The following is a 25,026-nucleotide window of genomic DNA, read 5'->3' as shown; positions in this document are numbered from 1 at the left end:
ACCTGAACAACCAATAAAATCAGCACTGAGAAAAACAGTGTCAACGATTTAATATTTTGAGACTTGAAGAGGGTTGACCATCAGGCCTCAAAACCAATTGGCTTCCTGCCTGAAATATTTGAACGATCCAGCTTGAACTATTGATCATGATTGGTGGCCCTTTACGGACCACACTGAAATGGTATTAAACATATAAACTCTTCACTTGGAAGATATAACTATACGATCGTGATGCCTGGTAACCTTTATTGGCAGAATCTTTTCAAGATCCGACAAAGCGATATCGATTCGATCCAACCGGAATGTTGCATAGATATTCAGATCCATCACTGAAGAGTCTTTAATAAGAATCTTCTTGGCAGAGTAGCGGTTAAACTCCTGAATCACATCTGATAATGTTTCGCCATTGTAACTAAGTAACTTTTTACGCCAGCTGACCAACCGCTCAGGACTATTAACACATTTGGCGGTTACTTCATCATCCCAACTTGAATATGAAACTACTATTCCTTTCTTAACCAGCCTTTGGCCCACATCCTCCAAAACCACCTCTTCGGTGCTTGTAACTGCAAACTCTGGTGATTCCGGAACAACCTCTGATTCCGCCTTATGAACAGAAACAACCCCTTCCAAGACGCAGAGGGTGAACTCATCAGGCGTTTTCAAAATATCAAAGGAAGTGCCAAGTACCGTTACATCACGTCCGTCCACCTTAACCGAAAAGGGGCGCTCCGGGTCTTTCGCGACATCAAAGAAAGCCTCCCCCCTGACCAGGGTTACAACTCGCTCCTCACTGCCAATATCTACCAGAATTTCACTCCCTGTATTCATATCAATAACGGAGCCATCTTCCAGTTCGACAGTTTTTTGCTCGCCAACCCGGGTAACGTATCTCAGGATATTTCCATCATCGGCTATCTCGGGGTTCATGGATACGTATGAAAAGAGAACCGTGGCAGACAAAACCATACCTGCCGCAATAGACATTCCCCAGCCGTTCCAGTGACCAGATCGGCTTTTATTGGCTTCCGTCTGGGCAACTTCTTTATACTCGCTCCTGTACTCCTCGATACTTGCTAGCTCATCGAGTTCGTCAAGCATATGCAGGGTATCCAAAAACTCTTCCTTCAGCTCTGGATTATCGCCGTGATGCTTATGCATTCTCTCTAAATCATCATCATTTAGGTGACTTGAGAACAACAGGGCAACATCATCAGCTGCCTGACTTGATATATCAGAGGATCTGGCCCGACCAAACTTCTTAATACTCATTTTTAGATCCTCCCTTAAAAGAACGAAATCCCTTACATGCGGTACGAATTTCCTTAAGCGCATTCGACATATACTTTTCTATCTGCTTTACCGACACACCCATTTCCTCGGCTATTTGCCGGTAACTTTTATGCTCGAAGCGACTCAAAATAAACACTCTTCTCCAGTTTGGCCTCAAATTCATGATTACCCGGTGCACATGCTCCAACTGCTGCCTTTTTTCCAATATTTGATCCGGAGATGGCTGCAATTCCTGATCATCTTCAAATTGCTGTCCCTCGAGAACAAACCGTTGTTGCACTTTCTTATGTCGCTCCCGGTCCACCGCCATACTGTTGATGACCGTGAACAGTAGGGAGCGATTGCTGCCACTTTCCGGAGATATTTTGTGATATAAGTCATCCCTGCTGGCCAGCCACACAAAAACATCCTGCACCAGGTCATCAAGCTCCACATCTGGCCCAAACCGCCCCCTCAGGAACCGACTCAAGGCGGCACCATGGTCCCTGAACAGCTGCTCCAGCACCTGCTTACGCGACTTATCTCGCCAGTGTGAGATCTCGACCACTTTTTTCAGCCTTTCAGCCATCAGGTTTTGTCCGATACGTCTACTCATTAGGCATATCGTTTCAGAAAAGAAGTACCCTACCCTTTTACAGAAAAAAGTTTAGACGAATTTGATTCACCAGGGCCTTCCATAAAAAAAAGGGGCCTTCAAGAAAGCCCCTCCCTAATCCATAGTGACCCAAAAAACCTTTCTGGTTTCAACGCTCTGCTAAATCAAAGCGGTCTAATGTCATTACTTTTGACCAGGCCTTTACGAAGTCTTTAACAAACTTTTCGTTAGCGTTTTCAAAGGCATAGACTTCTGACACTGCTCGCAATTCACTATTTGACCCAAAGATCAGATCTACTGGAGTGGCAGTCCACTTAAGCTTACCGCTTGCACTGTCACGCCCTTCATATACTCCTTCCTTGTCTTTAGACTTACTCCACGAAGTATTCATTGCGAGCAAATTAGTAAAGAAATCATTGGCCAATATGCCGGGCTGACTGGTCAATACTCCATGCTTAACCCGATTGGCATTGGCATCCATTGCCCGCATTCCGCCAACCAGAACAGTCATCTCCGGCACGGAGAGTCCCAGCAGAGCTGCTTTTTCCACCAGCATCTCTGCCGGAGAACGGCTGTTTCCCGCCTCAAAGTAATTACGGAATCCATCAGCAGTCGGCTTCAGAACCTCAAAAGACTGCACGTCGGTCTGGGCTTGGGTTGCATCTGTACGACCAGGCCTGAATGGGACTTCGATACTCACACCGCCCTGTTTGGCAGCATGCTCAATTGCGGCTGCACCTCCCAGAACGATCATGTCGGCCAGTGATATTTGGCGGCCACCATGTTGTTTGGAGTTAAAGTCTCTTTGGATCTTCTCAAGTGCTTCAAGAGTGGAGTCCAGTTCCGCCGGGTTATTCACCACCCAACTCCTTTGAGGAGCCAGACGAATACGAGCACCATTCGCACCGCCACGCATATCCGTGCCGCGATAGGTAGAAGCAGATGCCCAGGCAGTTCTCACCAATTGGGGAACCGTGAGCCCTGAATCCAAAATCTCTTTTTTGAGCTTGGCAACATCCTTTTCTGTTACCAGTTTATGGTCAACTGCAGGAACCGGGTCCTGCCAGATCATCGCTTCTTTGGGAGCCAGAGATCCCAAATAGCGGGATCGTGGGCCCATATCTCTGTGGGTTAATTTAAACCAGGCCTTTGCGAACGCCAGCTCAAACTCTCCTGGATTGTCGAGAAACCGCTTTGAAATTTCCCGATAGGATGGGTCAAATTTCAGTGATAAGTCGGTAGTAAACATAATGGGCGAATGGCGCTTGGACGGATCATGGGCATCCGGTACCAAGCCATCACCTGCTCCATCTTTTGGCACCCACTGGGTGGCTCCCGCCGGGCTTTTACTTTGCACCCACTCGAAATTGAACAGGTTTTGGAAGTAATTGTGGGTCCATTGCGAGGGGTTCACAGTCCACGAGCCCTCAAAACCACTGGTAATGGTATCGGCCCCTTTCCCTGAGCCATACTTGTTTTTCCAGCCCAACCCCATCTGTTCAATACTGGCAGCTTCTGGTTCTGCGCCGACATATTTTGAGGGGTCTGCAGCACCGTGAGCCTTACCAAAGGTGTGACCGCCAGCGATAAGGGCGACTGTTTCTTCATCATTCATGGCCATGCGCCCAAAAGTTCGGCGTATGTCGTGAGCGGCCGCCAGCGGATCCGGATTACCGTTTGGTCCTTCCGGGTTGACGTAAATAAGCCCCATCTGGGTTGCACCAAACGGCTTATCCAGCATTCGATCGCCACTGTGGCGACTGTCGCCAAGCCATTCACCTTCAGACCCCCAGTACACTTCATCGGGCTCCCAGCCATCCTCTCGGCCCCCGGCAAATCCAAGGGTTTTAAATCCCATGGACTCCATGGCAACAGTGCCGGTAAGTACCATCAAGTCCCCCCAAGACAAGCTGCGACCATATTTCTGCTTGATTGGCCAAAGTAGACGCTGAGCCTTATCCAGGTTTGCGTTATCTGGCCAGCTGTTAAGTGGCGCGAAGCGTTGCATACCGCCATCGGCCCCTCCACGGCCGTCACTTACCCGATAGGTGCCAGCACTGTGCCAGGCCATGCGAATAAAGAAAGGTCCGTAATGACCGAAGTCCGCTGGCCACCAGTCCTGTGAGGTAGTCATTGCCTCTTCAATATCCTTTTTCACTGCATTCAAATCCAGACTGCTAAAGGCAGCCGCGTAGTCAAAGTTGTCATGCAAAGGATTGGAAGCAGGGTCATTCTTACGTAGCGGCTCAAGATCCAGTCGGTTTGGCCACCAGTAATCGTTGTTAATGTCTTTATCTTCTGAAATTACCGGCGATGCTGTAATGGTCAGCAATACAACGGCAGAAATTGCTTGTTTCAACATTTTGTTGTCTCCACTCATCAGATAACGGTAAGCAAACTCTCATCGAGAAGTGTAGAAGAGGAACAAAAATTGATGAAATTGATTAATTTGGACAGGCTGATCTGTTTTTTCGATCGATAAGAATGCGAGGTTGGGAGTTCTGAATTCTGAAACAATAGAAGAGATGTGACCTTTCCCCAGAATTTAGCACCATGACCAAGATGAGATTTCCAGTTAACTCAGTAGCCGGCTTAATCTGGCAGCAACCATTTATCGGAGAAGCTGCCAGATCAAACCTGGTTCACGGGGAGTTACCCACTCCCCTAAAGCATACCTCTTAGAATGTGCTATTAATGCGCAAAGAGAACGCTCTGCCCCTGGGGTTTAAGGTAAAGCGGTTAATTTCATAGGGAGAAACCTCCTGATCAAAGTCTTTCCGAATGAAAGTAGTGTTGGTTTCACTATCGGATTGATATACACCGTCAACAGTCAAGGAGACTCTGGTGCTGGACAACCAATCCGGAGCATCGAACATATCACCGGCAAAATCATACTGCAGCACCATGTTTACCGCCTGATAAGGTTTTGTATCCTCACGGCTTATATTTGCCTGTTGCCCGGGATAATCAATAGGAAATGTGGGAATCATCAAAACAGGCTCCCGAACAATGGACGTCTCCTGCTGATAGGTGGTCGACAGCCCAACCAGTAACCCACGATATCCCCAGTTAACTTCTACTGAACCCCGGTTCCTGGGTAACGCGACTCTGCCGAGAAAGCTCTGGCGATCAATAGTATCGACGATATCGACCGGAACATCATACAACTGGCTCATTCCCGAATTCAGGTCGCTCGCACAGACGTCGTCAGCACAGACATCTGATTGCACAACTTCATTCCTGTGAATATATTGATGCCTCCAAATCATATTGATATCGCCCCAATCCGTAGAAGTTGCGTATCGAACCTCCAGATCCGCCCCCAGGTTGTAAGTACTGCCAACATTTCGGACACGGTCATCCAGAATATAATCACCGGCTGCTGATCCGCCAATCACATTTCCGAGGCTATCAAGTAAATCAAACCTATCACCAGGATTATTATCCGGGTCGGCAATTCGAAGCACCGGATTCCGTGCAATATTTTCCGGTAGTATCGTATTGGAGTTCCATACGCTACTTAAACCGCTGTTACCGATTTGATCATTGGTTTCCACTTCGGAGATATTAACCTGGATATCCAGGCCATCTACAAATGTCGGGGTAAAAATAAACCCAAGCGCCAACCCGTCTGACTTCTCGGGTTTGAGACCCTTGTTTGTCCCTCTCAGTGTCCAGAGTGGAGTGCTGTAATCCGGGTATGCACCAAGCAGCGGTATGTTTTCATCGATATAGAAGGATGGATACCCAAATGTCGGACCTCTCTCCGGTCTTGCTGAGCGAGCCTGCTCCGGCACAATCTGGCTAAACGTTCTGTTCAGCCTAACTGTCATCCAGTCATTCAGGGCCCAGTTAAAACCTAGCTGCCAGTTAACTCCGGAGTCTTCCACATGGCTGTATTCCTCATACCTGGCACTGGCGTTTATGAGGAAATCCTGTACAAATGGCAAGCCGCTGGCTTCTCCCAATAACGGAATCGCAATCTCTCCACCAACAGCATTGGACGATGACCCATACCGTTCGTTGTAATCCGGTGTGTTCGAAAAAGGGGCGCCACCGTCCAGAACAGCAGAGAAAAACGTGACGTTATCGTTATAAACTTCATTCATCTGACGTCGATGGGAAAGAGTCAGACTCGTAGTGATATCACCCGCAGGCAACGCCATCAAGTTCCCCCGGAAAGTGAGATCAAGATCTCGGGAAAAGCCATTATTGGACGTATTAACGAGAGGATCAATCACCGCCTCGGCAAGTGCCTGGGCACTATCGTATCCAAGCAGAGGGTCGTTAAATCTGGTGCCAAGATCAATTACCGTTTCATTAAAGAATTCATCTCGAGTCACATAAAACCCGTTAAAAAGATCCCAAAGATTTGGTATAAACTCGCCACCAGTGGAAATTGTCGGAACACTTGGCCTAAAACGATTGATGGTTGCAGAGTGGTTTTTTTGCTCACTGAACCCAAACCCAAACTCAGCCGACCAATTGTCATTAATTTCCCAATTCAAATCACCAGAAAGGGATATAGAGGACTGATCTACAAATTGATGCTCCTGTGGAAATTCATTTTGAAATGCGTAGTCAAATTGATAACCAAAGGGGTTACCAAAGGCCTCCCTGTCCACCTGGAATTTTGTAGAGTCACCCCTGGTATTACTGGCTTTTTCAGTTTTGCTGTACGCCAGGGAGAGGGATAAATCCAGACTATCAGACAACTCTTGATTCAGGGACAGCCCAGCGCTATAGGTTTCATCTTCCGGGGAGACCGCATTACCACGAAATGGTACGTAAAGACTTTCACCAATGTTCCCGGAATCATCAATATCATAAAGAGTCAACTCTCCGTCGTATTCTGGAAGTTGAGCTTGAATAACGGGATCATATCCATCGGCAGAGACAAAATCTGATGTAATAACCAGAGAACCAAGGTTAGCGGTAGGGTCACCTCGATCCACGACCCTGGTACCAAATGGAATAGTGAACGGACCAAATTGATAAGCCACATTCACTTCCACAGAACCCGACAACCTTTCATCAAGGTCCTGATTCAGGGTATTGCCATCACCATCCAAATCCCTGACATACATAAGCGGTCTCGAATTTACCCCCCTGATATTGCCCGGCAACGATGGGCCCAAGGGAAATTGCTCTGCCAGACCAAGCCTCAGATCACGTTCAGAACCATCAATCTGATCCTGGGTCTGATAACCGAAAGTCGCTGTCAGTGAGCCACTGTCCCAATTAAACGTATGCCCCAAATCAAAATTGTACCGTTTACCACCTCCTTTAGTGGTATCAGAATAGGTCAGTGTGGCATTTGTACCTTCAAATTCTCGATTGGTGATAATGTTGACAACACCACCTACCGCATCTGCACCGTAGATTGAGGCGGCACCATCATAGAGCACCTCAATGCGATCAACCCTTCCCAAAGGAATGTTACTGATATCGGTTATTCCACCAAACTGACCGCCTTTTGGAGGACGGCGACCATCAATCAGAATCAATGTGTACTGAGAGCCCAGGCCCCGGAGGTTGACACTGCTGCCGGCAAAAACATTCTGTCCGAGCCCAAAATCACTGATCCTGTCTGGGTTTGGGAAGCCTGACCCGATATTGCTTGGCGCGTTGACGTTTTGAGGGAGACGACGAAGAAATTCATCCAGCCGAGTCGCTCCGCTTCGCTCAATCTCTTCACGATCAAAAACCGTCATCTGGCGAGTCATTTTTCCTGGCTCAGTGATTAAGCGGCTACCTGTTACTACTAACTCTTCTACTTCATCACTATCTTTAGTCGCGTCAGATTTATTTTCTTCTTCATCTTTTGAGACAACAACAGACCCTTCCGAAGTAAACTCATATTTCAAACCGCTGGCCGCCAACAGCCGATCCAGCGCTTCAGTCATGGTAAGACTTCCAGAGATAGCCGGGAGCTTGGCCACACCTGCGGCATCCGATGACATCATTATTTGCACACCGGACTGTTTGGCCAGTTCCATCAGTGCCAAATCAGCACTTTGACTTTTAATGTCAACTTCTATGGCCTCAGATGTACTTGCAGACGATAAGGATGCCATCATGGCTACGGTTGAAGCCACAGCTAACATCAAGCGTTTTCTTCTAATCATGTAAACCTACCTCTACTGTTAGTTGATTGGTCACTTTTGTGACAGATCACTAACTAGACGCATCACGATAAAAAATGTGCACTATTTTTTTGTCGTTAAAATAATTCGATCGAATTCGTTGATAACATCTATCGGCATTACTTTTTGCAAATCCCTAATTGACTGGGATAACCGGTCAATGTAGATAACTGCATTAACTTCCATATTCATAATTTCCGGATCTTCAATGACTATTTTTTTCGGGCTATAACGGTTTAAGTCACTCACAACAAGATATAGAGGTTGTCTTGAAAATTCTAAATAGCCCTTCTTCCAACTAAAGTAGTTTTCAACAGGAATATTGTTGCTAGAAGACACCTTGCCGGTTGAGAGGTCCATTTCAACATACCAGCCTGCCGATACCTGAAACAGATCCCCAGTTGTAATTGAAGCCTTTGTACTCCCAACCTCTGGCGCGTTTGACGACATTTTCACTGCCTCAGGATGCACCCCTACCAGGCCACTTTCAACAGCTACATTCATGCCTTTGGCGTGCTTTCTTACCAAAAATGAAGTCCCCAAAACCGTCACCTGTTGACCGTCTACTGATACAGAAAAGGGTCTATCACTATCTTTTTCAACTCTAAAGTAAGCTTCACCACGTCTCAACATGACATTTCGTTGCTCATTGGTCATGCTTACCATCAGCTCTGTTCCACTATTCATCGATAGCTCGCTACCATCCGCTAAAACAACTGTTTTTGTTTCACCTACTTGGGTCACATAACGGTAAGCAGCCTCATCAGTTCCAGACTGATTGATGACAATCTGATTATAAGCAACGAACACAGAGACCATTAATAGAGCAGCTACACCTGCCCACTTCCAAGGATTTTTTGAAGTAGTGGCTTTGGCAGACAAATCCATATATGACTGGATTTCCTCATCATTTACCAATGGTTCAAGATCCGCCAGGAAGTGCAAATTAGCCAGGTACTCGGCCTTATACTCGGAGTCACTACTCTGCCAACCATTCATTCGCTTGAGATCTGACTCTGAAGCTTCCCCTTCAAACAGTCGATTTACATTCTTGGCGGCCCTTAATTTACTAAACATACTGACTTTCCTATTCATAATCGCCTCCGCGATTGGGTACCGCATTCCGCAATTCAATTAATGCCCTTGATAGGTAGGTTTCAATTTGCCGAATTGAAACTCCCATAATTTCTGAAATCTCTGTGCGACTTAACCCCTTGAATCTTGCAAGTAAAAATGCCTGTCGCCACTTTGGGTCCAATTGCCGAATAGCCGCTTTAACCGCATCCAACTCCTGGGTGGCAGCAATCACAATTTCCGGAGATAATTCATAAGCATTTGATTCTTCAGATAAAATCTGAGCCGATTGATATCTGCGCCGCACCGACAATCGCCGCTCCCAATCAACCACCAGATTATTTGCCATCGTAAAGAGATAGGCTCGATTCTTTCTAGGCGACTCTTTGAGTCGATCCTCAATATCATCTTGCTTTGACAAGCGTAGAAATATTTCGTGAATAACATCTTCGATATCGGACACATCTCGCACACGCCCAATCAAAAATGACCGGAGAGCCGCCCCGTGGTCACGATATAGTAACTCCATAACATCGGCGATACGCCGGGAACTGTTATCAGGCACTGTTTTCACTCTGCGAAGCTTCACACGCACTACTCACTATAGACTCAAATTAGACTAGCTCACCTTATAGACGCATCAGGTTTGATAATGTGAAGTGTCATTATTCATTTTTTTTAGTTTTTTGCAGTTCAAAACAAAAAAACCGGCAACATCCTGTTGCCGGCTTTCTGATCGGTTAGTTTCTGGTCAAGATTTTCAGGTGCGGGTGATAATCTCCTTCTGCTCTTGATACTCTTGTGCCGTACCAACTGTGGCAGTTACCCCACCTTTTGCCCCAGGTGCGATCACTGACAGGCTTCGGGGGTTATCCAGAATAGTCTTTTGATACAGGTCACGGATATCACTCAAGGTGACTTTCTCTACTGCCTCAATGGATAATTCGCGGGAGTTAAATTCGGGATAGCCCAGTCTCAGGTCTTGCCAATACATCCCTATCTTTTGGCCCAGGCTTTGTGCCGGCTGTCTCAGCTGGGCAAGTGTTGCCTGCTTGAGCGGCTCAAACTGCTCATCGGTCATATTCTCCAATATCTGCTGGAATTTCGGCAAAAACTCATCTGTCGCTGCTTCTACCGTCTTGGCATCCGCTGTAGGTGACTGAACCATAAAGCCCAATCCCGCCGTTCTATCCATCTGAACAGGCATAGCCTGAACGATATATCCCAACTGTTGCTCTGTACGCAGGTCATTGAAGTAATACTGACTAATCATCTGTCCCAGAAAGCTCATAGCAACCATTTCTTTCTGGTCATTACTGCGGCCTTGATAATATCTCAAGACAGCCGCATCCTGATGGTCAAGTTCTGATACAAATACTGCTGGGGAGTTTTTGTTCTCCTCAACTCGTACCAAGCGCATTCCTTTAGGGATAGCTCTGTCAGTACCCTGAATACCCAGTGTTTTAACAATACGATCAGCAAAATCTCGTGCTTGGGATTCAGTAATATTGCCAGCGGCGATCATCTGCATCCGGGATTCGCCGTAAAGCCACTCGGGAGCAGCCATAACTTTCTCCAGAGTGATACTACGCAATACAGTGATCTGCTCTTCCAGAGGGTAACTGTCAGCATTCAGTAAGTTCTGCAACTCTCTATTCACCCCAGCCGTTGGGGCAACTTTATAATAGTTGCGTACTTGCCTTTCAGTACCTTCTACCAGTCGATCAAACTGTTGCTGGGTAAATCGTGGCTTTAGCACCTCAGCCAAAATCACATCTGACAATTCAGCCAGTTTGTCCGAATAACCTGCAAAACTGACGCCGCCAGCGCTTACGCTATAGCTCATACCGGCACGACTCGCGTTATAACCCAAATCCTGCAGCTGCTCACTCATCAGCGCAAAGTAGAATTGCTGAATAAATACCTGCTCCAAAGTTGGGCGGTCAGGGCGGTCAATCGCTAACATTACCGTGGTGCGGGGAATACCATCCTCAATATTGGGATAGTGCCACAACTCCACCGAGCCGCTCTCAGTCAATTTAACCGGCTGCTCAGCTGAAACGACCTGCTCCAAATCAAAATTCTCTGGAATCAACGGGTTTCTTTCCGGCAAGGTCAAATCTGCAAAGAGGGTTTTACTCCAGCTAGCCACACGATCTTCCGTAGGCTGATAAGTGCGATACTCAGCTTCATAAAACTCTGTGGTTTTGTCTGGTGTAACACTCGGAGATGAAAAGGTAACCACCATATTTTCAGGACGCAATTGATCCAGAACCTGATTGATCAGTACCCTATCAAATTTCCTAAATCCGGAACCCAGCAAATCTCGTGGTAATACACGCTGCAACGCATTGGCAAAACTGATCGCACCCTGCATTCCCAGCGAACCATTCTCCGAGAAACGGAATCCCATCTCGGCCAGGTTTTTGATTTCGTTGTAGCGCCACTCTTCAACACCGCTATCTCTCACCAGTTGAATCTGGTCAAAAATGGCAGCAATAATCTCATCTTGATGCTGTTCACCTGCCTCTGTGAGGCCAATCCCTATAGTGAAACTGTCATTGCCACCATAACTCATACCCGCTGAAGCACTAAATCCCAAGATCCAGCCTTTTTCCTTTAACCGATCCCGCAGACTGTTTTCACCCTCGGCACTGATCAGGCTGGCCACAAAGCCTATCGGATTTTCCTGGTAGTGTTCTCGCATCACCGGCATCGGAAAGGTCAAGCTCAGGCTACGCGCCTCCTGAATCGGCTTGATTTCAACAATTTTAGGAAGTTCACCTTCAGCAAACAGCGCAGGAAAGTTGGTTTTCGGCACACTATTCAACACCGGAATGGTACTGAATTTCTCTTTCGCCAGTTTTTCCAGCTCATCAAGACTGTGATTACTTACCAGAGATAGCGTCATGTGGTCAGCGCTGTAGTAACTGTTGTAAAAATCAATCAATACTTCACGAGCTTTCTGATCTGGTTTATCGGTCAATGTATCCAGGTTCCCGGCATTAAACTTAAAGGCCGGATGCTGTGGATTGATGATATTTTCAAATACTTCTGCTCCGCGAATACCATCATTGTTTATGCGGGTAAAGTACTCGGAGTGCACTGCATTCTTTTCTCGGTCAACATATTTCTCGGTAAACAGCGGAGAGATAAAGAACTGGGAAAAACGATCCAGGGCACCTTCAAAGCCATTGGCATCCACCGAAAAATGATAATTGGTCATATCGTATGCAGTGTACGCATTGCGCTGACCACCATGGGCATCCAGATACTTCATGTACTCATCTGAATCGGGATATTTTTCGGTACCCAAAAACAGCATATGCTCAAGAAAATGTGCCAAGCCATCCCAGCCATCCGGATCCTGATAGGAGCCTACATCCACATTCAAAGATGCGGCAGCTTTAACAGCGTCTTTATCGGAAATAAGAATAGCGCGCAAACCATTTTCCAACTCTACATAACGGTACTCTTTGGTATCCAAAGGGTAGCTTTGCACAATATATGCTGAAGGATCTACCGCCTGACTTACAGTATCAACATTAGAGCCCGGGGTGCAGCCACCTAAAATCCCGGCCAGTGCTATAAAACTTAGCAATTTTTTTTGCTTGAAATTCATACTTTAACTCCAAAAAAACAACTCGCCTCTTAAGAGGCGAGTTATTACACATGACTATTAGGATTATGCGTCTTTAGCCCGGGTTGCGTTCAGCTCTTTACGTGCAATCTGCGCTTTCTTCTGAAGCACCCGCCACTCCTGAGCCTGTTCTGTCTCACCAGCATTTTCAGCCAGACTGATCATGGTGCTCATCAACGCATCGTTAAGGGTGTATTCAAGCAATTTGGCACCCAGATCAAATGCTTCTTTCACTCCATCACGCGCTGCAATTCGTTCTACTGTCACAGCCATATGCTCTGGCTTGATAGCACCTTGTTGCAGTAACTCCTTCTCCAGTTTGGGAGCATTCAGCTGTTGACCAAATTCGTTGGCTTTTTGGAATACAGTGGCAATGGTTGTATTTGACAGCTCATCTTTATAGGAGATCTGCTGACGGAGGAACTCAAAGATATTTGCCAGCTGAGTATCCAAACCACCTTTTTTGCAGGCGTCTGCCAACTGAAGCAATAAATCTATACCAACATCACGGCTCAACTCTCTCTGCTCAATAGCTCGCTGTAAGCTCTGGTCAACTTGAGACAACCAATCAGGATCTGAGGCATCCAACAATGAAGATTTGCTCTTGGCTTGATCCAGAGAAACTGTATTAGCCCCTAAAAACATATTAAAAAAGCGTTGTTCTTGCTGACGCTCCATTGATTCCCTATCTTGCTGTTGATACCTTGCACCAGAGAGATTTTGCATTCTGCGCTTGTTTTCCTCCGCCTCAACAGCCATATCGATCCATGATTCCAAAGCCGCTTCACGTTTACCAAGTTTGATTCTGGCACTCATGACAAGCTGTAAATTTGCAAACCTGGATCCAGAAAAATCTCCTTTATCTCCGCCATTTAATAGATCCACAAAAGCATTATCAACAATATCCTTTGCACGTTGATAATATGCTTTAGGATCTTTACTCACCGAAAGATGAGCAAGTACCAATTTGGAAAACTCCGAAATAAGATAGGATTTATCCGGTTTCACTTGTGACAATGTCGAAGAAAGCAAATTCAGGTATTGTGATTGTTCCAAAGTTTTCTCAGCCTGGAGAAGAACACCTGATATACCAGTATCTATTTGTCCCGTGAACCTGATTGAGTTTTCCATTTGGTCTCGGGATGCAATTTTCCAGTTAATTAAGGACTCATAGCACTTTCTCGCCTGCTCATGCTCTCCACGAGTCACCAGGAATGACGCTATTAATTTAGCCAGCGGTGGGCGATATGAGTTCTCTATATTTTGATAGTGGTTAAAAACCTTACTGGCACTTTCAGATTTAGCTAACTCAGGTACTCGACTGGCTATAGCTAACCAAAGCGCAATATCCTTGTCGTTTACCTGGTTGTTAAGAATGCGCTCACCAAGTTTTGAAAACTTCTGACCGGTAGAACCTTGATGAACATATGCATCGGCCAGTGCACCCACCAACTCTTCTGCCTGGCCCAAAAGACGCCCACGTACACCGTTTAGCCAGCCGGAAAGAATTTCTACACCTAGCGGGTGTTTCACCAAGCTTGGCAACAGTTTCTCGGGTTTACTTTGAATGTTTTCTGCTCTTTGTAAGTAAGGGTTATTGGAGCTTTCCCTAAGCTCTAAGTTCACCAACCGATCAACAGTTAACCCCTGGGTTACATTCCCACTTACATTGTCTTTGGGTGCCTGTTCGGTTGACTCCACTTTTTGCCACAAAGACGCCATCTCACGTCGAAGCTGACTATGATCTTTGCTTTCGAGCGCAGCTTTTATCGTTTTTACATCGTAAACCGGTTTAGATGCAACCAGATTCCGACCTGGTTGTTGCGAATTTGAAAATTCCAATGCCTTGATCGGGTTATCCAACTGTTGATAACTGTTCGAAAGACTATTAGATATCCAGCCCTTCTGCTCAACTGCCGCCGCCTCGTACTGGCTCAATCTGGATTGAATTTCCTTAAAGTAATCACCATTACGTCTATAGAGATTCTGTAACGCGGCCAACAACTGGATATTATCCGGCTGCAGTTCCTGAAGAGCTTTCAATGCATCCAGATGTTTACTCAAAGAATCGGCGTACAGGTTCCTATATAGCTGAACAAGCCACTCAATTTTATCATTGAGAAGTTCATCATTCTCCACGTTGTATGACTCTACCAGGCTTACTAACTCCGCTTCATTACCAGCAATCAGGGTACTTGTGTAATCCTGCAAAAACTGCTGCGGCTGCCTAGTTCCAGGCTGGCCAGGAAAGCGTGGAGGCAAGTCACCCTCGAAGTAGATTTCCACCAATTTATCTAACGCTTTATCCAGTTTACCTTCACATCGCAGCAGGTTCGGCTCAAATACCGGGTCCGGCAATATTTTTGCCTGCTTGGCACTAATTATTTCCGCCCAGCTTCTTGCTGTATCAATGTTATCAGGGTGAATATCAATCCGGGCAAGCGTTGTGTCCGCAAAAGGCATGACTGGCAACAGATCTAAAGATGCTTTTATTGCCTTTTGTTCTTCATCGCTTAATGGCAAAGTGAGTAAAGCACTGAGTATTCCCGGCAGTTGAAATTTTAGGTTCTGATCAGCCTGTTTAATAAATGTTTTTAACCATTCCGGGCGTGCATCTATAGATAGTGACCGATAAAGACTGATGTAATCAACCCACTCACCTCGCTGAAAATCCAATACTTTTCTCAGCTCTTGCTCGTCCAGCGTTGATACAGCAATAAGCTGTTCATCCGTAAGCACTGGTTCTCCCAACCACTGGGTCAACTTTTCATTCCAGGTTAACTTGCGGCTATCGAGAGAGGTATATGGGTTGAAATTGCCGTTATTACTGGCCGTCAATTGAACTGCCTTAAGATTGTCGCCCTGGATATTGGCAATAACAAAGCGAGCCAGGTTTTTGCGTTGATCGACAGGAATCTTATCCCCTGCCATTTCCAGTGCCTGATAGAGCAAACCAAGATCGATCAGCTTTTTGGTGGCATTAAGGATTGCTTTTGGATCACCTTCTGCCAGTGCAGCTTTAAGTGTCTCTTTAGCAGCTTCCTGATCAGGTTTCAGCGGTGCTGTTTGTGGTGCAAAGCTGTTTGCAGGTGTACTGGATATTGTTTTTATTGCCGGTAATCCCTCTACTTTCTCTGATTGGGCAGCCGCCAATTTTTCTGCAACCAGCTGCTTTTGGTGATCAGCAATCACATCACTTTGACTTACAAAATTGCCATAGCCGGCACTACCCCATTCCAGGTGATGTGCAACAAGGATTTCTGCCAGCAATGGATCATTTGGGAAAAGACCAAAGAGCGTTTCGTCCATGGTATTTACAATACTGATGTTCCTATAAATAAAATTGAGATAACGCATCAGCTGTGCGTACTCATTCAGCCTGGGGTAGTTTGCAAGGCGCTCCAGACGTTCACCTTCCATATTTTCCACTTCAGACAGTGCTTTTTGATAATTTTGATCCAGTTGGGTAACGACAGTGGCCTGTTTTGTCGAGTTTCCCATCAGAGCACGAGTCAAACCATTTCGCAGGGGAATATAGTAATACTTTAAATCCGCAGCTTTTGTTGATCCTGAACTAAAGAAAGCATTTTTAGTTTCTTTACCTTCTTCAAGCAAAATCGGATCCAACTCAGCCACTTGCGCACCGGGAATAGATGAAGATACAACCAACTCTGCAATTTTCGCTGGCTGGCGCTCCAATAAGTTGGTCAATCCATTGAGATACAATTCATAGCTACGCTCGTTGTTCCCCAGCCGCTCATTAACCAAGGCGGTTTTTACCTGCAACGAAATATTGGTCGGATCTGTGATCAAGGCTTTTTCATACAGCACCAAAGCAGACACATCATCATCGGCCTGCTCAAAAATTCCCGCTGCCTGCAGTAACAGTTCACCACTGCCGGTGTTTTCCACCGCCTGTTTAACGGCGGTAAGAGCCGCTTCGGTATCACCGGCGTCCATCATCGCCTTGCCCAGCGAAATATGTACATCCGGCGGTAATGCCAAGCCCAACGCCAACAGACGACGTCCAAACATCACATGCTTCTGTGCATTTGGGGACAGCTGTGCTCCACCGAAAATCGGGCCAGCTTCCTGTTTGGTGCTGGTAAAGCGCAACAGTTCGCGAAGCGTTGACATGCGCAGTTCCGGCTCTGCCGACAATCCGTTCTGTAACACGGCGAGCTGGATATCCAGTTCCCCCAGATCACTGGACAGATCCGCCAGCTGACGATAAAAATCAAATTTATTGGGTGATGCAGAGAGTTTTTCCAATGCCAATCGTTGGGCCCACTTCAACGGACCTTTGCCCGGCTCCATATTGAGAATGCCATCCAGCGCCGCCCAAGTGATTTCCGTACGCTCAGTACCTTCCACCAGATACTGGTACATCGCCAACGCCTGGTCTTTTTGTCGCATAGCATTCAGCTGGTTACCAATAGCCAGGTAATTGTCTACCCGAGAGGAGTCTTCAGCCAGAATTTCCCTGAACATGGTCAAGGCCTCTTCACGCTGCCCAGCCATAGACAAAACCCCGGCCTGAAACTCCCGTGCTGCGCCTTTGCCGGACACCTTGCTGTAATCGTCCAGCAACCCCGTCAGGGTGGTGTATACCTCCTGATCATTTTTGGCGCTGTGTCGTAGAGTGTCGATGTAGTTCATGATACGGCCACGAATATGAAACACCGCACCGTCAGGGTCTTTTTCTGCAAGCGTCGCCAACACCTTGTCATAAGCGACAAAGTCTTTGAGTTCGCGATACAGCTGGGCCTTTTTCTTTAGCCCTTCCACGTCATCGGCACCGGGCTGGCTATAACGTTTTTCCAGCAGGGCCAGGGCTTTTTTGCCTTCATTCTGGCGACTGTAGACTTCAATCAAAAAGTCCACTTCCCACTCTGCCAGTTCATTTTCAGACAGCCGCTTGGTCAGCTTGGCAACCATACTATCGAGAGTTTTTGCTTCTTTGGCGGCCTGGATAATACGGCTGGTGATCAGGCGCTTTTGCGACTCTGCCGCGCCAGGCAGTGACGCCATCAAACTCTTGATCGCGTCAGCTGGTTCTGCTGCGCTCAGCTGCAGTTCAGCCAGATACTGCTTGGCGGAAATATCCTGCTCGGCACCGGATTCGGCAAACACGGTCATCACTCGCAATGCCTCTTTGGGCATGGAGAGACGCTCGTAGGATTGGGCAACGACCTTTCGCAGTGGATCGGAAGCCGCAAGGGTCTTGTCCAGATCGATCAATACCTTCTCGGCATCTTTTTGTTTGCCGCGATCGAGGTAAAGGTCAAAGCGAAACATCGCCGCTTTTTTGATTGAGCTGCCGTCCTGCTGGGCCTTGGCGGCGGCTGAGAGTGCCAGCTCATCGAAGTTGAGTTTTTTCATCGAGTTGGCACCGGATAACAGCGGAGCCGGATCACTATTTTGATCCACAAACTGTTTCCAGGCCTGTTTGGCCGAGGCTTTGTCGCCGCGCTCCAGATAGTACTCCGCCAGCCCTTGCGGCCAGATGGTCTCTGTTTTGTCCACCGACATCAGGCGCTTGAGCTCGGACTCCATCTCGGTCACTTTACCGGATTCCTGGTACAAACCAATCAGCTGGCGCTTTACGGCATCGGACTCACTTTCGGCGCGGCCTTTCAATTTGGTCAGGGCTTCATCGGCACGGCCGGTTTCCCGGAGCAAGCTAACCCACAGGGAGCGCGCATCATCGCCGAGGCTTTTGCTGTTTGTGGCCAGCTTTTCCACCAGCGCATCCAGGGTATCGTCTTTGCGGTGGGATTCCGTTAACAGAGCCAGCGTGTACAAACGGTCTTCCCGGCTTTCCGCCAGCTGAACCGCCTGCCAGGCGGCGTCCTGCGCTTTCAGGACATTGAGATCTTGCAGCGCCCACTCGGCAATGCGTAAGTAGTATTTCAATTGCTCCTGCTCGCTGGCGTCTTTGGAGAGGTTATAAAGACGCGAGGCTTCACCGGTCTCACCATAGATCGCCAGGATCAGTGCCACACGATTTTTCATCTCGGCATCGCTGCGCTCGGCCAGTTTCAGCAGTGGTTGAATATCTTCATCCGCTTGTAACAACGCCAAACGCAATTCGGTATTTTGGCGTACTTGGCCACTGAGCAGGGGCAATGCATCCTGATAGCTGGCAATGGCCTCTTTGGTTTTACCGGCTGCGTCCAGCAAGCGTGCTTTTTGGCGTAACAGTTCGCCGTAACGGCCAATTTCCAATGCCTGATCAATGCTTTTCAGTGCCGAGTCAAGATTGCCGTGGCGCCACTGAAACATACTGGCCAGATAGTAACGCGCTGCCTGCTGTTCCTTTGAGCCACTGGTGTCTTTTTTGAGTGCGCTGATGCGCTTGTTGATTTTTTCACCACTCTTGATAATGGCGTTGTATTGGGCGTCGGCCTGGTCAAACGATACCCACAGACTCTCGCCTTTAATGGCACGCACCAGCGGTTTTTCGGATACACCATCAATCTCGGCCAAAGCCAGCGGGCTGCCGATCAGGCCAACGGTCATCAGCGCCGCCAGCGATACATTGGAAATCACTTTTGCCACAATTATTTCCCTCTCTCCAGGATGCCGTTTGGCATCACTACTTACATTCTGTTTTTCCGTCATTACCGCGCAGGCGGGAATCCATCAACTTCCGTGGAAGGTGGATCCCCGCCTGCGCGGGGATGACGATCATTAATTTCAGCAATAAATGTTATTAGTTCTTGCTTGGCCAGCGGCGGTACACAATCTCACCCAGATAGGTGAACAGCGCCAACAGCAGCACCCAGGGCCACAGTTTTTGCAGCGAGAGTGAGTCGGCATTGCTGGTCATTGCCGAGGCCTGCTCGCCCGAGCTAAGACTGGCACCGCCTGTGGCTTTGGCCAGTCGATCCAAATCCAGCCCGCGCTCCGGATCCACCTGATCTTCTGCCACCAGTTGTGAAGGCGCGTTCAGGTAACGGGCTTGAGAGTGCCCAGTCTCCTCAAATTGCAGTGCCTGACTGGCATCAACCGCCAGTGTGGTGCGGAACCAGCCGGGAGCCATTTCGGTAAAGTTAATGGTTCTCTCAGCGTCTTCAGCCATATTGAGCGACGGGACAGTGTCCATACCGGCGAAGCTGCGCACGGCATCAATATGGAGCTGGTTATCCTGACGGATAATTTGGTAATCAAAGGCCCGACCATCGTCTGCGGTGCGACTCAGTATTCGCGCCAGCATTCGACCGTAGTCATCCCAGCCCTGCCAGCTGTTAGTGCCCGAACCTACCGGCTCGGTCATCATGGCGGTCACCCGGCCCAGACCATAGCGCCAGCTGGACAGCAACGGATGGGCACTGCCTTCGGTCTGCAGTAACACATCTGCTCCCTGGCGGGCCTGCACTTCTACATAGCCACTCACCGCCGGTAAGTCAGCCGGATTCACCTCGCCCCACCAGCCACTGCCGGTGCGTGCCTGCACGGAGTAGTGTCCAGCCTTGTAAGCCGGCAAACGGGTTTCACTGGGCTTGCGGAAGTTGATCTCAACCAGGTTGAACTGACTCGGGACCGCGTAAAAACGCCCGCCACCGATTCGCGCCATCTTGGTCATAATGGCATTATCTTCGCCAGAAGCTGGCAGTACCGTAGACAGGGTAATACCGGCTTTGGCGACCTTCCGGATGGCCCCTTCAAAGTCAGCACTTTCGATGCCCGCGTCACTGATCACCATAATGTGCTTATAGGTGGCTTTAACGTTTTGCAGTCCGTAGAAAGCCTCTTCAATAGCAGGTAACAGAATGGTCGAGCCGGTAGCCTGCATACGGCCAATAGCGCGCTCAACATTGCTGCGGCTTTTCATGGTTTGCAGCGGCACGGCCCAACTCTTGGCACCGTAGAACTCCACCACACCCACTTTGTCGGTCTTCTTCAGTTTGTTCAGCGACAGCCGAGCCATCTGTTTGGCCAGCTCAATCCGTTCCCCGGACATGGAGCCAGAGGTGTCGATAATGATCGCCAGTGCCACAGTGGGCTCTTTCTTTTCACTGCGCTGCTGGAACTCAATAGGCAGTACTTCCGCCACCGGGGTCTGGTAGTAACCACCCTCACCAAAAGCACCGCGGCCACCGGCAAACACCAGGCCCAATCCGCGCTTCTGGACTTCGTCACTCACACGTTGCTGAAAGGCTTTTGGCAATTGTTTGGCTGGTGCATCGTCGATCATCACCAGCTGGTAATCGTCGAGCGGGAAATTGCCATCCAGAGGCTGGGTCGGTGTCTCAATAACAAAACCCGCACCCACCAGCTTTTGCAGTTGCACACCACTGCCCTGAACCCGATGACCGATGTAGAGCACTTTCAAGGGCTCCTGAACAGCAAAGGTTGAGGTCAGGCGATTGTTGTCTTTGCGGCTATCGGTTGATTGTGTGGTAACCGTGGCGGTCACTGACATAAAGCCGGATTGTTTGGGTTCAAACGGCAGGGCCACATCGGCACGGCCATCAATCACCGTGCGACCGGAAGCCAGTTCGTTGCCCTCTTCATCGGTCAGGGATACGGTCACTTCACCGGAGCCGATAACGGTGACGTTGGCGCTGGCGGTTTCCCCGACACGCAATTCGCCATTGGTGTAGAGCGCAGCTGGATAGATATCGTCACTGCGATGACCGAGGTCAAAGGTATCCACGGTGATACCGCGTTCGATCAATTGAGTAACGGTATCGCCCCACTCACGGTCGGTGGCCAGTCCGTCAGAAATCAATACAACACGGCCATTGGCGCCTTCCGGAATCTGCAGCGCCGCCGCAGACAGAGCTGCACTGAGTGATGAGCTGCTGCCGGGCTTGTCCACGCGCAGTGCCTGACCGGCGTCTGAATCGCCATCGCGCTGCGGCTTTCCACCGACTTCGATAACGGTGACCTTGTTGCCGGCTGTGGCGCTTGCGGTGAGGTCAGACAACACTCGACTTGCTTCGGCCTGTTGCGCCTTACTCAGGCTGGCGGAACGGTCGACAATCATCACTTGGTAGCTCTCATTGCTGGGCGCCAGCAATACCGGACGCGCCAGTGCGGTGACCAGTAGGGCCAACAACAGAGAACGCAATATTCCCTGAACTTTTCGATCAACTTTCCGGGGTAAGAACCACAGCACTGGTATCAGTGCCAATAAAATAAAAAAGCCCGGATTTAAAAAACTGATTTGCATAATCACAACCTTGTTGGTCGCACGTCTGACGTCGCATGTCGCACGCCAAAAGCACTAATCTTTATCAATCGCAGCCCGTCTTTACGCTGCACACTTTGAAAGAACATTCCTTTCAGAGAGACTGGCACCGCACTGGCGTGCGACGTCAGACGTGCGACGTGCGACCTGTTAAAAATCACGGCATCCGCCCTTTCTGATACAGCCACCACTCCACCAGCAGCGCGATCAGTGCCAACAGCAACAGCCACACCAGGCTGTTGCGCTCCACGCCCAGATCAAAGGCACCCAGGCCTTTCTCTGTCAGGGCACTTTGCCCTGCGCCGGTGGTGGAGTCTCTGCTCAGCAGGGAGACAATCAATGGCTCACTGTTACCCGCCCGACGCAGTTCGCCCGCTCGGTTGGGAATAAAATCGGCGCCGAGGGTGTCGATAAGCTGACCAGCGTCAGACACAAAATGGGACTCAACACCGGTCGACGCCGCTGGCAACGGCTGTGAAGCGGCAGCGTAGGGGTACCAACGCTCCACACCCGCCAACCAGCGAACGCTTTGGGAAATAAACAGCGGGAACGCTCGCGACTGGACAAAGTTGTATTCGCTGTCCAGCAATTCGCGCCACAAAGTGAAGTTCCACATGTCGCCCTGCTCGGCTGACACCTGGATCGGACGCTGGGCGGCTTCGGCCAGTCCGGTGATATCAATGTTGCCTAGGCCGGTCTGTTGCATGGCGGCCATCAACATCGCCTGGGCATCGCTTTCGCCCTGGTAACCAAGGACAAACGCCTCGTCCTGCAAGTTGGCGGCAATAAACTCCAGCGCCGGCACGCGACCACCCAGATTTTCACCTTTGGCGCGTACAACTACGTCGGGATTTTCAGTCACTAACTCAACCGCACTGTCGGCACGCAATACCATCGCCATTGGTGCTGGCAGGCTGTTAGACAGCAATACCCGGATTGGCTGTTGATTGGGCAGACGAATTTGTGCGCGGTTATCCAGCGGCAACAGGTCAGCCTTGGTGATCTCCAGATTTAATAAACCGCCCTCTGCTGGCAGGTCTGCTACGCGGTAAGTGACTCCGTCGCTGTCCAGTGCCAATTGATCGCTCGGCAAAACCTGTGAGTTAACCTGAACTTCAATCTCTTCAACCGTTGGGGCATACACATCGTCGCCTTCGATGCGAAACAGCACATCAACCTTGCCCCACTCACCACTGGCCGCTTCGGCCACACCCAGTGCCGTGATTCCGGAGTTGCCGGCGATGGATTCGATCTCGCTGGAACCACGCACCACATCAACGCCGTTCGGCAGTTGCTCGAGAATCTCGCCACGCACTGGCGCATCACCATAGACGCGAATTTGCACATCGGATTTCTGTCGACGGGTGGCGCTTACATTCGCCAACTGGCGCTCGATACTGGCCGGCACCGCTTCCGGCACCAGATTGTCCAGTCGCTTGCTCAACAACAGCGTGTGCTCGCCGGGATTCAGCAGGGTTTTGGCTTCGCCGCCACACCAGATCACCTGACGCTGGCTCGGCGGCAGGCGTTCAAGGTCGGCCTTTAGTTCGGCCACCACTTGTTCAAAGCGATCGCCTCGCGCCATACCGGCTGAGCCGTCCAGCAGCAACACATAAAAGTCACTGCCCGCTTCGTTCTTCCACTCGGGCTCGGCAATCGCCAGCCACACCAGGGAGCAGATCGCCAGAATCAACAGGTACGCCCAGAAATGGCGAAACCGTTGGGTAAAGGTTCTAACCGGCGCTTCATTGAGCGCCTCCTTCCAGAAAATCAGGGTCGAAACCTCTCGCTCCTGGAACCGAATACGCAGCCGTTGCAGGGCGTACAAAATCCCAGCCAGGGCTGCGATGCCTGCCATTACTGACAGTGGTGATAAATTTGCGAAATTCATAGCTCTCTCGCTTCGCTCGATTTGTGGTCTGACGTCTGACGTCTGACGCTAAAACCTACAGCTTCGTCGTTATTCCCCTTCCGTCATCCCCGCGAAAGCGGGGATCCATGTATCTCACAAGGTAGTGAGATGGATTCCCGCCTACGCGGGAATAACGAAAGCACGTTGGGGTTGCGTCCGACCGCCAGACGCAACGCGGCGGCTCTACACCGCCAAACTGCCGGTCTCAAACAGTTTTGCCATCTGCGACACCACGTCGCCTTCAGCATCCAGCCGCAACAGCCCCGCCTGACGCTTTTTCGCCAGCTCTGCCAAACGCCCACAAAAATCGTCGTAGACTTCTTTGTAGCGTTTGATCACCGCAGGGGTCATGGCGATATCCGCCACTTCACCGGTCTCGCAATCGCGCAAGCGCAGCTCGCCCTGCATGGTCGGGTCTGCATCCGAGGGGCGGGTGACCTGAATCAACAGAACCTTGTGCTTGAGGCGACCCAGTGCTTTTTTGATTCCGTCCAACCCGGCCGGATCAAAAAAGTCGCTGACAATCACCAGCAATCCGGGGCGCAGGTTCAGGCTGCTCAGCTTTTTCAAACAGCTGGCAAGATCGGTTTGTGCCTGGGGTTTTAGCCCCGACAGGTGGCGGGCAAAACTCATGATGTTGGCTTTACCGGATTTGCCCTTGGTGATGATTTCCATATTTTCGCCAAAGGGCACCAGACCGGCAGAGTCATTCTGGTTCATGCTGATCGTCGCCATCGCCAGGCTGGCTTTCAACGCTGCCTTGGCACGCACAGCACCTTCGGTATACATGCTCTCGGACAGATCGGGCATCAGGTACAGCGGCAAGTCCTGCTGCTCTTCGTAAAGACGCAGGAAAATACGCCCCAGACGGTTGTAGATATTCCAGTCGATACGACGCAGGTCGTCGCCCGGGGTGTAGGGACGAAAGTCCTTAAACTCCACCCCGCTGCCCAGATCTTTCGACAGCTTTTCGCCAAAGCGACCACCACCGGCCACGCGGCGGGCAGTGATACTCAGGTGCCCCAGCGAGCTGAGAAAATCCGGGTCAAACAGTTCTTCAAATGTGAGTGCTGCACTCATAATTACCTCTCAGGTCAATACTTGCTACTGTCATCCTGAGGAGCGCAGCGACGTGAGGATCTCGTACTCGCAAAGTCCGAGATTGCC

The 25,026-nt window shown here is 49.4% G+C and carries 11 protein-coding genes; all 11 read right to left on the bottom strand.

The annotated features are described in order from the left end of the window. Window positions 1-201: 201 nt before the first annotated feature. Complete coding sequence (locus tag QP938_05355; protein ID WIO75336.1) at window positions 202-1,272, bottom strand: FecR domain-containing protein; 1,071 nt, start codon at window positions 1,270-1,272, stop codon at window positions 202-204. Next, window positions 1,262-1,888, bottom strand: a complete 627-nt coding sequence (locus QP938_05350; protein WIO75335.1) for a sigma-70 family RNA polymerase sigma factor — start codon at window positions 1,886-1,888, stop codon at window positions 1,262-1,264. Before QP938_05350 ends, QP938_05355 begins: the two co-directional genes overlap by 11 nt. 148 nt (window positions 1,889-2,036) lie before the next feature. After that, window positions 2,037-4,250 carry a catalase/peroxidase HPI gene (gene katG, locus QP938_05345; GenBank protein WIO75334.1) on the bottom strand — a complete coding sequence of 738 codons (2,214 nt, stop codon included), beginning with the start codon at window positions 4,248-4,250 and terminating at the stop codon, window positions 2,037-2,039. A 316-nt stretch (window positions 4,251-4,566) separates the two neighbouring features. After that, entirely contained in the window at window positions 4,567-8,016 is a 3,450-nt protein-coding gene (locus QP938_05340; protein WIO75333.1) for a TonB-dependent receptor plug domain-containing protein, read from the bottom strand. Between the two features lie 81 nt (window positions 8,017-8,097). Further along, window positions 8,098-9,111 (bottom strand): FecR domain-containing protein, encoded by a 1,014-nt coding sequence (locus QP938_05335; GenBank protein ID WIO75332.1) that lies wholly within the window; start codon window positions 9,109-9,111, stop codon window positions 8,098-8,100. Between the two features lie 10 nt (window positions 9,112-9,121). Then, window positions 9,122-9,637: an RNA polymerase sigma factor gene (locus QP938_05330; protein ID WIO75622.1), complete on the bottom strand. Its 516-nt coding sequence runs from the start codon at window positions 9,635-9,637 to the stop codon at window positions 9,122-9,124. 231 nt (window positions 9,638-9,868) lie between these two features. After that, a complete protein-coding gene (locus QP938_05325) occupies window positions 9,869-12,730 on the bottom strand; it encodes an insulinase family protein (protein WIO75331.1) in 2,862 nt (953 codons plus the stop codon). A 63-nt stretch (window positions 12,731-12,793) separates the two neighbouring features. After that, window positions 12,794-19,309, bottom strand: coding sequence for a hypothetical protein (locus QP938_05320; GenBank protein WIO75330.1), 6,516 nt, complete (start codon window positions 19,307-19,309; stop codon window positions 12,794-12,796). Between the two features lie 154 nt (window positions 19,310-19,463). Further along, window positions 19,464-21,929, bottom strand: a complete 2,466-nt coding sequence (locus QP938_05315; protein WIO75329.1) for a VWA domain-containing protein — start codon at window positions 21,927-21,929, stop codon at window positions 19,464-19,466. Between the two features lie 175 nt (window positions 21,930-22,104). Then, window positions 22,105-23,838 (bottom strand): BatA domain-containing protein, encoded by a 1,734-nt coding sequence (locus QP938_05310; protein ID WIO75328.1) that lies wholly within the window; start codon window positions 23,836-23,838, stop codon window positions 22,105-22,107. Window positions 23,839-24,042: 204 nt separating this feature from the next. Then, a complete protein-coding gene (locus tag QP938_05305; protein ID WIO75327.1) occupies window positions 24,043-24,939 on the bottom strand; it encodes a DUF58 domain-containing protein in 897 nt (298 codons plus the stop codon). Window positions 24,940-25,026 lie beyond the last annotated feature (87 nt).

The organism is Porticoccaceae bacterium LTM1, assembly GCA_030252795.1.
Lineage (GTDB): Bacteria > Pseudomonadota > Gammaproteobacteria > Pseudomonadales > Porticoccaceae > SCSIO-12696.
Note: the sequence above shows the minus strand (reverse complement) of the source record. Positions and strands in the feature narration are given on the sequence as shown.